15 protein-coding genes are annotated in these 13,309 nt (G+C 63.6%); 7 read left to right on the forward strand and 8 right to left on the reverse strand.

The window, feature by feature from the left end:
• Window positions 1–133 precede the first annotated feature (133 nt).
• The gene (locus PRJ_RS07345) at window positions 134–901 is read right to left on the reverse strand and encodes an AraC family transcriptional regulator (protein ID WP_104961020.1); all 768 of its coding nucleotides are present in this window, start codon (window positions 899–901) and stop codon (window positions 134–136) included.
• Between the two features lie 127 nt (window positions 902–1,028).
• Between PRJ_RS07345 and PRJ_RS07350 the strand changes: the two genes are divergently transcribed.
• Window positions 1,029–1,826, forward strand: coding sequence for a UDP-2,3-diacylglucosamine diphosphatase (locus PRJ_RS07350; protein ID WP_021783434.1), 798 nt, complete (start codon window positions 1,029–1,031; stop codon window positions 1,824–1,826).
• Between the two features lie 38 nt (window positions 1,827–1,864).
• On the opposite strand, the gene PRJ_RS07355 is transcribed toward PRJ_RS07350, so the two are convergent.
• Complete coding sequence (locus PRJ_RS07355; protein ID WP_014590083.1) at window positions 1,865–2,176, reverse strand: DUF962 domain-containing protein; 312 nt, start codon at window positions 2,174–2,176, stop codon at window positions 1,865–1,867.
• Between the two features lie 153 nt (window positions 2,177–2,329).
• Between PRJ_RS07355 and PRJ_RS07360 the strand changes: the two genes are divergently transcribed.
• Window positions 2,330–3,391, forward strand: coding sequence for an AraC family transcriptional regulator (locus tag PRJ_RS07360; RefSeq protein WP_104961021.1), 1,062 nt, complete (start codon window positions 2,330–2,332; stop codon window positions 3,389–3,391).
• Here the strand turns inward: PRJ_RS07360 and PRJ_RS07365 are convergent.
• A complete protein-coding gene (locus PRJ_RS07365; RefSeq protein WP_020193572.1) occupies window positions 3,348–4,802 on the reverse strand; it encodes a TrkH family potassium uptake protein in 1,455 nt (484 codons plus the stop codon). The genes PRJ_RS07360 and PRJ_RS07365 overlap by 44 nt on opposite strands.
• A 102-nt stretch (window positions 4,803–4,904) precedes the next feature.
• Between PRJ_RS07365 and PRJ_RS07370 the strand changes: the two genes are divergently transcribed.
• On the forward strand, window positions 4,905–5,462 hold the full coding sequence (locus tag PRJ_RS07370) for an NAD(P)H nitroreductase (RefSeq protein ID WP_010955191.1): 558 nt from the start codon (window positions 4,905–4,907) through the stop codon (window positions 5,460–5,462).
• A gap of 117 nt (window positions 5,463–5,579) precedes the next feature.
• On the opposite strand, the gene PRJ_RS07375 is transcribed toward PRJ_RS07370, so the two are convergent.
• The 5 genes from PRJ_RS07375 to PRJ_RS07410 all read right to left on the reverse strand — a co-directional run bounded on the left by PRJ_RS07375 (window position 5,580) and on the right by PRJ_RS07410 (window position 9,910).
• On the reverse strand, window positions 5,580–6,920 hold the full coding sequence (locus PRJ_RS07375) for a HAMP domain-containing sensor histidine kinase (protein ID WP_104961022.1): 1,341 nt from the start codon (window positions 6,918–6,920) through the stop codon (window positions 5,580–5,582).
• Between the two features lie 58 nt (window positions 6,921–6,978).
• The gene (locus PRJ_RS07380) at window positions 6,979–7,395 is read right to left on the reverse strand and encodes a Spy/CpxP family protein refolding chaperone (protein WP_104961023.1); all 417 of its coding nucleotides are present in this window, start codon (window positions 7,393–7,395) and stop codon (window positions 6,979–6,981) included.
• 158 nt (window positions 7,396–7,553) lie between these two features.
• Window positions 7,554–8,231, reverse strand: coding sequence for a response regulator transcription factor (locus PRJ_RS07385; RefSeq protein ID WP_020193052.1), 678 nt, complete (start codon window positions 8,229–8,231; stop codon window positions 7,554–7,556).
• A 784-nt stretch (window positions 8,232–9,015) separates the two neighbouring features.
• Window positions 9,016–9,315, reverse strand: coding sequence for a YciI family protein (locus tag PRJ_RS07405; RefSeq protein ID WP_003254549.1), 300 nt, complete (start codon window positions 9,313–9,315; stop codon window positions 9,016–9,018).
• Between the two features lies 1 nt (window position 9,316).
• The gene (locus tag PRJ_RS07410) at window positions 9,317–9,910 is read right to left on the reverse strand and encodes a septation protein A (protein ID WP_010955188.1); all 594 of its coding nucleotides are present in this window, start codon (window positions 9,908–9,910) and stop codon (window positions 9,317–9,319) included.
• A 67-nt stretch (window positions 9,911–9,977) separates the two neighbouring features.
• Between PRJ_RS07410 and PRJ_RS07415 the strand changes: the two genes are divergently transcribed.
• From PRJ_RS07415 to scpB, 4 genes are all read left to right on the forward strand, one after another.
• Window positions 9,978–10,838, forward strand: coding sequence for a PHP domain-containing protein (locus tag PRJ_RS07415; RefSeq protein WP_104961025.1), 861 nt, complete (start codon window positions 9,978–9,980; stop codon window positions 10,836–10,838).
• A gap of 13 nt (window positions 10,839–10,851) precedes the next feature.
• Window positions 10,852–11,481: an L-threonylcarbamoyladenylate synthase gene (locus PRJ_RS07420; RefSeq protein ID WP_014590089.1), complete on the forward strand. Its 630-nt coding sequence runs from the start codon at window positions 10,852–10,854 to the stop codon at window positions 11,479–11,481.
• Window positions 11,482–11,591: 110 nt separating this feature from the next.
• Window positions 11,592–12,332, forward strand: coding sequence for a ScpA family protein (locus PRJ_RS07425; protein ID WP_162490571.1), 741 nt, complete (start codon window positions 11,592–11,594; stop codon window positions 12,330–12,332).
• Window positions 12,319–13,086 (forward strand): SMC-Scp complex subunit ScpB, encoded by a 768-nt coding sequence (gene scpB / locus PRJ_RS07430; protein ID WP_104961027.1) that lies wholly within the window; start codon window positions 12,319–12,321, stop codon window positions 13,084–13,086. The genes PRJ_RS07425 and scpB overlap by 14 nt, the downstream gene beginning before the upstream one ends.
• Window positions 13,087–13,309 lie beyond the last annotated feature (223 nt).

Genomic DNA, 13,309 nt, shown 5'->3' on the forward strand with positions numbered 1-13,309 from the left:
GTGAACCCGCTCCTACAGGTTTTTGCACAACCTTCAGGCGGGGGCATCCTGTAGGAGCGGGTTTACCCGCGAAAGGGCCGGTAAAGGCAAAGTCTAAAGCCTCAGGCAAACACATTCTGTCGCAAGACTGCTGTCAGTTATCGCCAGACTCTCGCCGCAAAGCCAAAGGTGTACACCCGAACGCCCGCAGCATCGCCGCTGAAAAGGCACTTTGCGAGCTATACCCCACCTGCGCCGCAATTTCGCCCATCGGCAGCACGGTCTGCACGATTAGCCGCCGCGCCTTGAGCAACCGCCGCTGGCGAATGTAGTCCATCGGAGTCATGCCGCACTCAGTGGTAAAGCGCGCATGCAGCCGGGCACTGGACAGCCCGGCGATGCGTGCCAGGTCGGCAACCTGCAGCGGGTAGGCAGCATGCTGTTCGATATGCGCATCGAAGGCGCTGTAGGGCAGGCGCTGGCTGGCGTGCACGCTGGCTGCCGCCGTGGCGTTGAGGCTGGCCAGCAGCAGTGCCGCGCCCTGACGGGCAATCAGTGGGTCGTGCACGGGGCTGGTCGCCAGCCAGTCCACCAGTTGCTGCTGGCGCTCATCCAGGCTTACGGAGGCCGGGCGGTCGAGCAGGCGGCGGCTGGCATCGGCATGCTCGCCCAGGTGCTCGCGCAGCCAAGGCTCCCCAGGCACATCAAGCACCAGGCAATCACTGCCGGCATCGCTGGCGCACGTGTGATGAGCACCCGCCGGGACCACGATCAGCCCCTGGCGATCGATGCCGGCGCCATGCCCCTGGACCTCGAACTCCAGGCGGCCGCGCAGGCCGAACACGAGTTGCGGGTGTTCGTGGCTATGGGCGATCAGGCTGTCGCGGTAATGGCGCAGCGAGAGGATCGGGCCGGCGGTCATGGGGGCTTCCTCGCAGGGCAGGCGCCCATTGTGCCTCAATCCCTGCACGCCATCACTCGTCACTGTTTTGCCATGGCGCTGTCATGTGCGCCTGCCAGTCTCCAGCAAACTGCGCCGGAGCCTACCCATGACCCATGCCGAACTGTCCCGCCCCTCGCGCAAGCAACGCGTGCGTACCCTGTGGATCTCCGACGTGCATCTAGGTACCCGCGACTGCCAGGCCGAACACCTGTCGCAATTTCTCAAGGGCTACCAGGCTGATCGCGTCTATCTGGTGGGCGATATCATCGATGGCTGGAAGCTGCGCGGCGGGATCTACTGGCCGCAAGCCCACACCAACGTGATTCGCCGGCTGCTGACCATGAGCAAGCGCGGTACCGAGGTGATCTACGTCACCGGCAACCATGACGAATTCCTGCGCCGCTACTCGAAGTTGATTCTGGGCAACATTCAGCTGGTAGACGAGGCCGAGCACCTGACAGCCGATGGCCGCCGACTGCTGGTGGTCCATGGCGATCAGTTCGATGTGATTACCCGTTACCACCGCTGGCTGGCGTTTCTGGGTGACCGCGCCTACGAATTCACCTTGGTGCTCAACCGCTGGCTCAACCACTGGCGTGCGCGGTATGGCTATGGTTACTGGTCGCTGTCGGCGTACCTCAAGCACAAGGTGAAAGGCGCGGTGAACTTCATCAGCGACTTCGAGAACGCCATTGCCCATGAGTGCACCCGCCGTGGTTTTCACGGGGTGGTGTGCGGGCATATCCATCATGCCGAGATCCGCAAGGTGGGTGAGGTGGACTACCTCAATTGCGGGGACTGGGTGGAGTCGTGCACGGCCCTGATCGAGCATTGGGACGGCAGTGTCGAGCTGTATCGGCTGGCCGAAGCGCAGGCCGTGGCGGCGTTGCGCGAGCCGGCTTAAGGCTCGAGGGCAGGGGGCCGCCAAGCGGCCTCAGATGCTTACAGCCTGAGCTTGCCCAGCAGGATATCCCGGAACATCACGAAATCCCCGGCCAGGCTGTACAGCGGATAGGTAAAGGTCGCTGGCCGATTCTTCTCGAAAAAGAAGTGCCCAACCCAGGCAAAGCCATAGCCGAACACCGGCACGGCCAGCAGCAGCAACCATTTGCCACTGCCAATGGTGTAGGCCAGCAGCGCTATCACCAGGCTGGTGCCGACGAAGTGCAGGCGGCGGCAGGTGGGGTTGCTGTGCTCCCCCAGATAGTACGGATAGAACTCGGCAAAACTGCGAAACTGCGCTTTGCTGTTCATGGCAGTGCTCCGGGATTAATACTTCTGGACAAGATACACGGCGTGGAGCCTGATTCGAGTCTAGAGTGACTGACGGGGCCTACCAGTGACAATAGGCGCCAAATGAGTATCCTTGGGGTTCACCGCAGGAGCGGTCGGTAAAAGAAGCCTGTCATGAGCGAAAGAACAACGTCAGCCAGTTGGGCATCAGGGATCGTGAAGGCACTTGAACTGGAAGGGCTGGATTGCAGAGCCATGTTCAAGCAATTGGGGTTGGACTTTGCCGCCCTCGACGACCCCGATGCACGTTTTCCGCAAGATTCCATGACCCGCCTCTGGCAACTGGCGGTGGAGCTGTCGGGCAATGAGGCCATCGGCCTGAACATGGCACGGGTGGTTCGCCCGGCGTCGTTCCATGTGGTGGGCTATGCGTTGATGTCCAGCCGCACCCTGGCCGAGGGCTTCGAGCGCCTGGTGCGCTACCAGCGCATCATCGCCGAAAGCTCCGACCTTAGTTTCGTCCTCGGCCCCGAGGGCTATTCGCTGATTCTGACCGTGCACGGCGATCACCTGCCGCCAACCCGGCACAGCGCCGAAGCGTCGCTGGCCTGTGCGCTGGCGCTGTGCAAATGGCTCAGTGGCCGGCCGGTCCAGCCGCGGCGGGTACTGGTGCAGGGGCCGCAGCCGAAGAATGTCGAGCCTTACAAGGTGGCGTTCCATTCGCCGCTGGTGTTCGGCGCCCCACATGATGCGCTGGTGTTCGAGCGGGCCGACATGGAGGCGCCGCTGCCCACCGCCAACGAGGCCATGGCGGTGCTGCACGACCGGTTTGCCGGCGAGTATCTGGCACGCTTCTCCGAAAGCAGGGTCAGCCACCGGGTGCGCCAGGTGTTGTGCCGCATCCTGCCGCAGGGTGAGCCCAAGCGCGAAACCCTGGCCCAGGCCCTGCACCTGTCGCAGCGCACCTTGCAACGGCGGCTGCAGGAGGAAGGCACCAGCTTCCAGACCTTGCTTGATGACACCCGCCGCGAACTGGCCGAACAATACCTGGCCCAGCCGGGCATGACCTTGCTGGAAACCGCCTACCTGCTGGGCTTTGCCGACCCCAGCAACTTCTATCGGGCGTTCCGCCGCTGGTTCGATGCCACGCCCAGCGAGTACCGCGCCCGCCTGGGCGCGGAAGGCGAAGTGCTCAGTGACGCCAGAACGCCGGCATGCACAACACCAGCACCGTGATGATTTCCAGGCGACCCAGCAGCATGCCGGCCGCCAGAATCCATTTGGCCGCGTCAGGCAGTGTCGCGTAGTTGCCCGCCGGGCCGATCACTTCACCCAGGCCCGGGCCTACACCCGAAACCGTGCCGGCGGCGCCGGTCAGCGCGGTCATCCAGTCCACGCCCAGCAGCGACAACAGCAGCGCCATGACACAGATGGTGATCGCGAAGAAGAACGAGAACGTCAGGATCGAGCGCACGATGTCTTCGTCGAGGCGATGGCCGTTGTATTTCTGCTTGATCACCGCGCGCGGGTGAATCAGCTGGTTGAGGCTGGCCTTCAACAGGATGTAGGCCACCTGGAAGCGGAAAATCTTGATGCCGCCTGCGGTCGAGCCGGAGCAGCCGCCAACGAAGCCCAGGTAGAAGAACAGCATCAGCGAGAAGTTACCCCACAGGCTGTAGTCACCCAAGGAGAAGCCGGTGGTGGTGACCACCGAGGTCACGTTCAGCGCCACATGGCGCAGGGCATCGAGCCAGTGCAGGTTGGTGCTGTACCAGTACCAGGTGCCCAGCACCAGCCAGGTGACCACCAGCATGCCCAGCAAGCCTTGCACCTGCTGATCGCGGATCAGCGCCTTGCGGTTGCCGCGCAGGGTGGCTACGTAAAGGGTGAACGGCAGGCTGCCCATGATCATCACCACCACCGCCACCCAGTGCACGGCCGGGATATCCCATTTCGCCAATGACTGGTCGGAGGTGGAGAACCCGCCGGTAGAGATAGCCGACATGGCATGGTTGATTGCATCGAACGGGCTCATGCCCGCCCACCAGAAGGCCAGCGCGCCGAGTATCGAGAAACCGACGTAAACACCCACGATGGACTTGGCGACCATGTGCGAACGCGGCATGACCTTTTCCGAGCGGTCGGACGATTCGGTCTGGAACAGGCGCATGCCACCGATGCGCAGCAGCGGCAGGATCGCCACCGCCATGGCGATGAAGCCGATACCGCCAAGCCAGTGCAGCATCGAGCGCCACATGAGGATGCCCGGTGACATGTTATCGAGCCCGCTGAGCACGGTGGCGCCAGTGGCGGTGATGCCTGACATGCTTTCGAAGAAGGCGTCGGTGTAGCTGATGTGCTGGGTCAGCAGGAACGGTAGCGCGGCGAACACGCACACCACCAGCCAACTGCTGACGGTCAGCAGGTACATGTCGCGCGGGCGCAGGTGTACATGCTCCGGGCGCCCCTGCACCACCAGGGCCAGGCCGGCGATGAAGGTGATCAGGCTCGACCAGAGAAACGACGGCATGTCGCCGGTGCGCTCGAAGATCACCAGGGTCGCCATGGGCACGGCCATGCTCACGGCCAGCGTAATCAGGAAGATGCCGATGATGAAACCAATAATCCTTAAGGTCGGCAACGCCATGTGATCTGCTCAGACTCGAAACGGAAGGGCGCCATTCTACCTATGGGTCTGGTGATGTAAACGCTAGAATGGCCGCACATTCACCTGCCAGGAGGGTAGCCGATGGAGGCTCTCGACGCATTGCTCAACCGTGTTTCCGTGCCACGCCTGACTGACCCGGCGCCCAATGCCGCCCAGCGCGAGGCGCTGTTCCAGGCTGCCCTGCGCGCCCCGGACCATGGTCAGCTGCGGCCGTGGCGTTTTCTAACCATCGAAGGCCAGGGCCGCGAGAAGCTGGGTGAGCTGTTCGCCGAAGCCGTGCAGCATAAGGGCGATGCCAGCCAGGCAGCCTTGGACAAGGCCCGTGCCATGCCGCTGCGGGCGCCGTTGCTGATCGTGGTGGTGGCCAGGTTGCAGGACCATTTCAAGGTGCCCAAGTCCGAGCAGCGCCTGGCGGCGGGCTGTGCGGCGCACGGTATTCTGATTGCTGCGCACGCGCAGGGGATCGGCGCGGTGTGGCGTACCGGTGACATGGCTTTCGATGCCCATGTGCACAAGGGGTTGGGGTTGGCCGAGAACGAGGAGCTGATCGGCTACCTGTATGTCGGCACGCCGCTGACCGAGCCGCGGACGGCGCCGGTGCTGGAAACGGCTGATTTCGTCAGTAGCTGGGGTGAGTAACCTGGCCTTGGGCTGATTCATGCATCAAGGCATCCGGCCTCTTCGCGGGTGAACCCGCTCCACATCCCCTGTAGGAGCGGGTTTACCCGCGAAGAGGCCTGGCGCCTTTGCACCCCATCAACTGCCTGCCGCTTCAGCCAGGGGCAACTCCAGCCTGGCCACAAACCCACCCTGTGGATGATTCTCCAGCACCAGGCTACCGCCATGGCGCTCCGCTGCCTTGCGCGCAATCGCCAGCCCCAGGCCATGCCCCGGCGCTTCCTGCCCCGGCGCGCGGAAGAACGGCTCACCCAGTTGCGCCAGGTGCTCCTCTGCCGCCCCAGGCCCATGGTCACGCACGCTGATCACGATGCGGTCCTGCTCGCGCGCGGCGCTGACCTCGACCGGCTGGCCCGCCGGGTTGAAGCGCAGGGCATTGCGCAGCAGGTTGTCAACGGCACGCTCGATCAGCGTTGGCCAACCCTGCAAGCTCAAACCTGGCTGCGCCTCCAGGCGCACGTCCTGATCCGGCGCGCTCAGCAGGGCGTCCTTGCGCACGCTGCCGAGTAGTGCATTGAGGTCGACCGGTTCGGCATGGGCTTGTTCGGCATCCACCCGGGCCAGGGCGAGGATTTCGCTGATCAGGTCTTCCAGGCGGTCGCATTCGCGGGTCAGGCGCGGCCACAGCGCTTGCCGCTGCTCAGGCTCGGCGCGTTCGGCCAGGGCCAGGGCGATGCGCAGCCGGGCCAGTGGCGAGCGCAGTTCGTGGGACACGTCGCGTAGCAGCTGGCGCTGGCTGCCAATGGTGCTTTGCAGGCGTGCGCCCATCTTGTTGAAGTCCTTGGCCAGCACGCCAAACTCGTCGCGCCGCGCTGCCAGCCGTGCCAGGCTGTTCTGCTGATAGGTGGTCTGGCCCAGGTCGTGTACGGCACTGCGCAGGCGGCTTAGCGGGCGGGTGATGGACAGCGTCACCAGCAGGCTGAACAGGGTCAGCACGACCAAGGCAATGCCCAGGGCGCTGAGCGGCCACAGCAGGCTTTCACGGTGCCAGGCATCCAGCGCCGGGTGGGGGATGCGGTAGATCAGCAAGTAGGTTTCGCCGGTGTCGGGGCTGGTGTATTCCTCGGTCAGCCGGCGCCATGGCAAGCGCCGCTGGTCATTGTGCTGGCGCGCTTCGAAGGCTGCCGCACGGCGTGGGAAGGTACCGGGCACCACGGCTTCACCGCTATCGTCGAGCACCTGCACGTCGATCTTGTAGCGGTCCTTGCGTCGTTCCAGAAAGTGCTGTGCCGCCTCCAGGCCTTCCTGCTCGTAGTGCTTGGTCCACTTGCTGGCCAGGGTATTCAGGCCCGGGTGACGGCTGAGGATCCAGGCGTCCTGGTTGAGCATGTGCCCCAGCAGGATCGACAGGCCTGCGACCAGGGTGATGGCCAGCCAGAAACTGGCCAGGATGCGCCAGAACAGTGAACGCAAGTGCACCTCCTAAACGGGAAAAGCCCGGCTCGCAGTGATGCGGGCCGGGCACGGGGCGGACAGCTTACTGGGCCTTGGCGCCTTTTTCAGCTTTCCAGGCCTGGAACTCCTGCCACTCGGCTTTCTTGGCGGCGCGTTCTTTTTGCAGTTCATCGAACTTCTTCTGCTGGTCAGGCGTGAGCAACTTGCGCACTGCGCTGTCGGTCTTTTCGCGGCTGGCTTGCAGCTCATCCTTCATGGCCTTCTGGTCGGCGGCCGGCAGTTTGGACAGGTAGCGCTCGGTAATGTCGCGGCGCTGCTGCATTTGCTCGCCCATCAGCTTGCCGATCTGCTGGCGCTGATCGCGGCTCAGGTCCAGTTGGTGGAAAGGCGCATCACCGCGATGATGCGGGCCGTCGTGGCGCGGGCCGCCGTCAGGCATGGCCATGGCCACGGTCGGCAAAGCGGCAGCGAACATCAGGGCGATAAGGGTCTTGCGCATGGTGTCTCTCCTTTCATAGGCCGGTGATTACCGGATGAGCACAGTCTAGGGAGATCACCGTCAAGCGCAGTCAGGGGATGGTAAAGGCAAAGTAAAGATGAAGGGGCCGTGCAGCCCGGCCTTGTGCCGCGAAGGGGCGCGCAGTGGCCCCGGTGTGTTTACAGGCAGTAGTAATAGCCACGGCTACGCAACGCCACAATGCGTGGCCGGCCATCGGCGTGGGGGCCGATCTTCTTGCGCAGGTTGCTGACATGCATGTCCAGGCTGCGGTCGTACAGGGTCAGTTTGCGGCCCAGGCCGATCTGCGCCAGTTCCTGTTTGTCCAGCGGTTCGCCGGGCTGGCGCAGCAGCGCTTCAAGAATACGGCTTTCGGACAGGGTCAGGGTCATTTCCCGGCCATCGATGCTGGCCACGCCCCGCGCAGGGCTGTAGACCAGGTCACCCAGTTCCATCTGGCTGGTCGTGGCGGTGGGGTGGCTGCGGCGCAGTACTGCGCGCAGGCGGGCAGTGAGCTCACGCGGGTCGCAGGGTTTGGCCAGGTAGTCGTCGGCGCCCAGTTCCAGGCCGAGAATGCGGTCCAGCGGCTCGCCGCGGGCTGACAGCATCAGCACCGGCAGCTCGGCATGCTCGCTGCGCAGCTGCTTGAGAAGCTCCAGGCCGCTGCCGTCGGGCAACATCACATCCAGTACCACGGCAGCAGGGGCATGCTCAGCCAGGGCCTGGCGTGCGCTCTGGCCATCGTGGCAGGCACGCACGGAAAACCCTTCCTGGGTCAGCCAGCTGCCGAGCAGCTCGCACAGTTCCTGGTCATCATCAATCAGTAACAGCTCGCTCATGACTCACTCAATTCAACCATTGACGGCGGTGATTCGGTCCGCCAGTGGCAAAGATACCGCAGACTGATGGCCTGAGTATAACTGCTGGTAACGCGTGGCCCTCTTCGCGGGTAAACCCGCTCCTGCAGCGGTCTGTGTCCAACCACCGAGATGTGTCCACCACCAATCTGTGTAGGAGCGGGTTTACCCGCGAATACGGTAGCGGCAGCAACGGTGAACGGCGGGTGGAGATTGGCCAGCAGGACCGGCCCTTTCGCGGGTGAACCCGCTCCTACAAAGGGCTGTGTCCAACCACCGACGTGTGTCCACCACCATCGTAGGAGCGGGTTTACCCGCGAATACGGTAGCGGCGGCAACGGTGAACGGTGGGTGGGGATTGGCCAGCAGGCCCGGCCCTTTCGCGGGTGAACCCGCTCCTACAAAGGGCTGTGTCCGACCACCGACCCATGTGTTCCACCACCAATCTGTGGTAGGAGCGGGTTTAACCCGCGAATACGGTAGCGGCAGCAACGGTGAACGGCGGGTGGAGATTGGCCAGCAGGACCGGCCCTTTCGCGGGTGAACCCGCTCCTACAAAGGGCTGTGTCCAACCACCGACGTGTGTCCACCACCATCGTAGGAGCGGGTTTACCCGCGAATACGGTAGCGGCGGCAACGGTGAACGGTGGGTGGGGATTGGCCAGCAGGCCCGGCCCTTTCGCGGGTGAACCCGCTCCTACGGGCGATCGCACAGATCCGAAGGTTTGTGGGTGCCTTGTAGCGAAGAGGGCCGTGCCGTCTCAGGTCAAGGCAGTACTTGCTTGAACGGCTTGACCACAACCTTGTCGTACACGCCGGCAGCGATGTACGGGTCGGCATCGGCCCAGGTCTGCGCGGCTGCCAGCGACTCGAATTCGGCAACGATCAGGCTACCGCTGAAACCCGCTTCGCCCGGGTCGTTGCTGTCGATGGCCGGGTGTGGGCCCGCCAGTACCACGCGGCCTTCGGCCTTGAGCTGCTGCAGGCGTTCGATGTGCGCCGGGCGGGCAGCCAGGCGCTTTTCCAGGGAGTTTGCGACGTCGCTGGCGATAATGGCGTAGAGCATGTCAATCCTTGGGTTTGGAGGTAGAAGGGTCATCGTGCAGGTGGCGCGACAGGTACACGCCTTGCGCCACCAGGAAAATCACGGTCATGCCCAGGCTGCCGAACACCTTGAAGTCCACCCAGAAGTCCTGGAAGGTGAAGGCGACGAACAGGTTGGCCGCGCCGCAGAACAGGAAGAAAGCGATCCAGGCCAGGTTCAGGCGCGTCCAGATGGCATCAGGCAGGGTCAGGGCGTGGCCCATGATGCGCTTGATCAGCACCCGATCGCCGATGAAGTGGCTGCCGGCAAAACCCAGGGCGAACAGCCAGTTCACGACGGGGGCTTTCCATTTGAGGAAGGTTTCGCTGTGAAAGGTCAGTGTCAGGCCACCGAACACCAGGCAGGCGATCAGCGTCAGCCACTGGCCCTTCTCCAGCTTGCGCTGGCGCAGGAACAGTGCGCCGTACACGACCAGCGAGCTGATGATCAGCATGGCCGTGGCGCTGTAGATGCCGCCAAATTCGAAGTGATGGCCGGCGACTTCCATGGGGCGCGGGTCAAGCTTGTAGACGATGAAGAACAGCAGCAGCGGGATGAAATCGATGAATTGTTTCACAATGGCAGCCAGAATCGGGATGTGACGGCATAATAACAAACATCGATTCCAGCGAAAGCGCTCCTCTATGAATGTTGATCTGCACTGTCACAGCACGGCCTCCGACGGCGCCCTGTCGCCTTCGGTACTGGTTGCCCGGGCTCATGAGCATGGGGTGCAAGCGCTGGCACTGACCGACCATGACACCCTCGAAGGCCTGCCCGAAGCGCGCCAGGCCTGCGCTGACCTGGGGATGCGCTGGGTCAGCGGGGTGGAGCTGTCGTGCACGTGGGGCGGCGCAACCATCCATGTGCTGGGCTATGACTTCCCGCTCGACGCGCCACCGTTGCTGGCGGCGATTCAAGCGTTGCACCACGGCCGCTGGCTGCGCGCCGAAGAAATCGACAAACGGCTGGCGGCCAAGGGCATGCCCGGCACGCTCGAAGGCGCGCGCGCCGTGCAGCACGAGCTGGGTGACAGCGGCAATGCCCCGGCGCGGCCGCATTTTGCCGAGTATCTGGTGCGGGCCGGGCACGTCAAGGACCGTGGTGAAGCGTTTCGCAAGTGGCTGGGCGCCGGCAAGCTGGGCGACGTCAAGCAGCACTGGCCGACGCTCGACGAAACCGTTGCCACGCTGAGGCAGTCCAACGCCTGGGTGAGCCTGGCGCATCCCATGCACTACGACCTGACCCGCAGCAAGCGCAGGCGGCTGATTGCCGACTATATTCAGGCAGGAGGGCAGGCGCTTGAAGTGGTCAACGGGATGATGCCTGCCGAGCAAGTGGGCACCATGTCCATCCTTGCCCGTGAGTTCGGCCTGCTGGCAAGCGCTGGCAGTGACTTCCACGGCCCCGGCACCTGGGGCGAGATCGGTGCCTATCGGCCTTTGCCCGAGGATCTGCCACCTTTGTGGCGTCGATTCAGCCATGAACAGCCTTTGGCGCTATGAACAGGACGATTACGTGAGCCAATTTTTCCAGATTCATCCGGAGAACCCACAAGCGCGCCTGATAAAACAGGCCGTCGAGATCATCCGCAAGGGGGGCGTGGTGGTGTATCCGACGGATTCGGCGTATGCGCTGGGTTGCCAGATAGGCGACAAGTCGGCAATCGAGCGGGTGCGGCGCCTGCGCGGGCTGGACAAGACGCACAACTTCACCCTGATGTGCTGCGACATGTCGCAACTGGGGTTGTACGCCAAGGTCGACACCGGCACCTTCCGCTTGCTGAAGGCGCATGTGCCGGGGCCTTACACCTTCATCCTCAACGGCACGCGTGAAGTGCCGCGCCTGCTGTTGCACGATAAGCGTCGCACCATCGGGCTGCGTGTGCCGGACCACGCCATCACCCTGGCCTTGCTGGCCGAGCTGGGCGAGCCACTGATGAGCGTAAGCCTGATCCTGCCGGGCGACAGCGAGCCGATGACCGACCCTTACGAGATCCGTGAACGGCTGGAGCACCATGTCGACCTGGTGATCGATGGCGGGTTCGGCGATCTCAAGGCGTCGACCATCATCGACCTCTCCGGCGACGAACCGGAACTGATCCGCGAAGGTTGTGGCGACCCCACGCCGTTCCTGGTCAACGCGTGAACCAGCTGGAAGCGCCTGAGGCGCCGGCCGAACGGGTCGAGGAGCCTCGGCAACTGCAGTTGGCGCTGGTCTATGGTGAAGCCCTGACCGAGCTGCCGCTGGACCTGTACATTCCGCCGGACGCCCTTGAAGTCATCCTCGAAGCTTTCGAAGGCCCGCTGGACCTGTTGCTGTACCTGATCCGCAAGCAGAATATCGACATCCTCGACATCCCTGTGGCCGAGATCACCCGGCAGTACATGGGCTATGTGGAGCTGATGAAAAGCGTGCGCCTTGAACTGGCCGCCGAATACCTGGTGATGGCTGCCATGCTGGCCGAGATCAAGTCACGCATGCTGCTGCCGCGTTCCGCCGACGTCGAGGAGGAGGAGGGTGATCCACGCGCCGAACTGATCCGCCGCCTGCAGGAGTACGAGCGCTTCAAGGCTGCCGCCGAGGGCATCGACGAATTGCCAAGGGTCGGGCGCGAGGTGGTGGTGCCGCGCCTGGAAGCGCCGCAGGCCAAGGTACGCAAGCTGTTGCCTCAGGTCAGCCTGGAAGAGCTTTTGATGTCCATGGCCGAGGTGATGCGCCGCAACGACCTGTTCGAAAGCCATCAGATCACCCGTGAGACCTTGTCCACCCGCGAGCGCATGAGCCAGGTGCTGGAGCGTCTCAAGGGCGGCGCCTTTGTGCCGTTCATCGCGCTGTTCGCTGCCGAGGAGGGCAAGCTGGGCGTGGTGGTGACCTTCATGGCCGTTCTCGAACTGGTGAAGGAATCGCTGATCGAACTTGTGCAGAATGAACCTTTCGCCGCCATTCACGTGCGGCTTCGCCCGGCGCCAGTTGAAGAACCCAATGAACCTGAATGAACCCCGCGACCTGGCGTCGCTGATCGAAGCCTTCTTGCTCGCTTCGGGCAAGCCGCAATCCCTGGAGCGCCTGTACGAGCTGTTCGAGGAAGCCGAGCGCCCCGAGCCCAAGGTGTTCAGGCAGGCCCTGGAGGTGCTGGGCAAGTCGTGCGATGGCCGTGCGTTCGAGCTCAAGGAGGTGGCCAGCGGCTATCGCCTGCAGATTCGCGAGGATTATGCCCCTTGGGTCGGGCGCCTGTGGGAAGAGCGCCCGCAGCGCTATTCGCGAGCGCTGCTTGAGACACTGGCCCTGATTGCCTACCGCCAGCCGATCACCCGTGGTGAAATCGAGGACGTGCGGGGCGTTGCGGTGAACAGCAATATCATCAAGACCATGATGGAGCGCGAGTGGATTCGCGTGGTCGGCTACCGCGAAGTGCCCGGGCGGCCGGCGATGTTCGCCACCACCAAGGCGTTTCTCGACCATTTCAACCTCAAGAGCCTTGAAGACCTGCCGGCCTTGGCCGAGCTGCGCGAAATGGAACCAGAGCCGCAACTTGACCCGGATGATGCGCCGGTGCCTGCGCACCTGCAGGCGTTGGCGGATGCCAGCCTTGGGGACGAGGAGGTTGGTGAGCCGAAAGAGGAGACCAGCTTCCGTAGCCTGTTGGTGGAGCTGGATGCCATGGAAGACGGTTTGAAAACCGATTTTGATGATCTGCGGGGAGAGGAGCCTGAGCCTCCGGTGGAGGAGGAGATCAAGGCTCAGCCCTGATTGATCTGCTGCCTGTGCTGGCCTCTTCGCGGGCAAGCCCGCTCCCACAGGGGTATCACAGGTCCCGAAGGTTGCGCGTACCTGTAGGAGCGGGCGTGCCCGCGAAGAGGTCAGCACAAAGCCCACTGGGCAGAAAATCATGCCCAGCCCCACAAAACCCTCTACCCTCCAGTGCGTTCCCCTGATGAACCGCGTATGATGCGCGACCTTTTGGCGCGTTCGT

Source organism: Pseudomonas sp. XWY-1, assembly GCF_002953115.1.
In the GTDB taxonomy this organism is placed as follows: Bacteria; Pseudomonadota; Gammaproteobacteria; order Pseudomonadales; family Pseudomonadaceae; genus Aquipseudomonas; species Aquipseudomonas alloputida.

Bases quoted from the DNA above. Each gene is read 5' to 3' on its own strand.
- PRJ_RS07345 (WP_104961020.1), bottom strand. From the start codon at position 901: ATGACCGCCGGCCCGATCCTCTCGCTGCGCCATTACCGCGACAGCCTG.
- PRJ_RS07350 (WP_021783434.1), top strand. From the start codon at position 1,029: ATGACCCATGCCGAACTGTCCCGCCCCTCGCGCAAGCAACGCGTGCGT.
- PRJ_RS07355 (WP_014590083.1), bottom strand. From the start codon at position 2,176: ATGAACAGCAAAGCGCAGTTTCGCAGTTTTGCCGAGTTCTATCCGTAC.
- PRJ_RS07360 (WP_104961021.1), top strand. From the start codon at position 2,330: ATGAGCGAAAGAACAACGTCAGCCAGTTGGGCATCAGGGATCGTGAAG.
- PRJ_RS07365 (WP_020193572.1), bottom strand. From the start codon at position 4,802: ATGGCGTTGCCGACCTTAAGGATTATTGGTTTCATCATCGGCATCTTC.
- PRJ_RS07370 (WP_010955191.1), top strand. From the start codon at position 4,905: ATGGAGGCTCTCGACGCATTGCTCAACCGTGTTTCCGTGCCACGCCTG.
- PRJ_RS07380 (WP_104961023.1), bottom strand. From the start codon at position 7,395: ATGCGCAAGACCCTTATCGCCCTGATGTTCGCTGCCGCTTTGCCGACC.
- PRJ_RS07385 (WP_020193052.1), bottom strand. From the start codon at position 8,231: ATGAGCGAGCTGTTACTGATTGATGATGACCAGGAACTGTGCGAGCTG.
- PRJ_RS07405 (WP_003254549.1), bottom strand. From the start codon at position 9,315: ATGCTCTACGCCATTATCGCCAGCGACGTCGCAAACTCCCTGGAAAAG.
- PRJ_RS07415 (WP_104961025.1), top strand. From the start codon at position 9,978: ATGAATGTTGATCTGCACTGTCACAGCACGGCCTCCGACGGCGCCCTG.
- scpB (WP_104961027.1), top strand. From the start codon at position 12,319: ATGAACCTGAATGAACCCCGCGACCTGGCGTCGCTGATCGAAGCCTTC.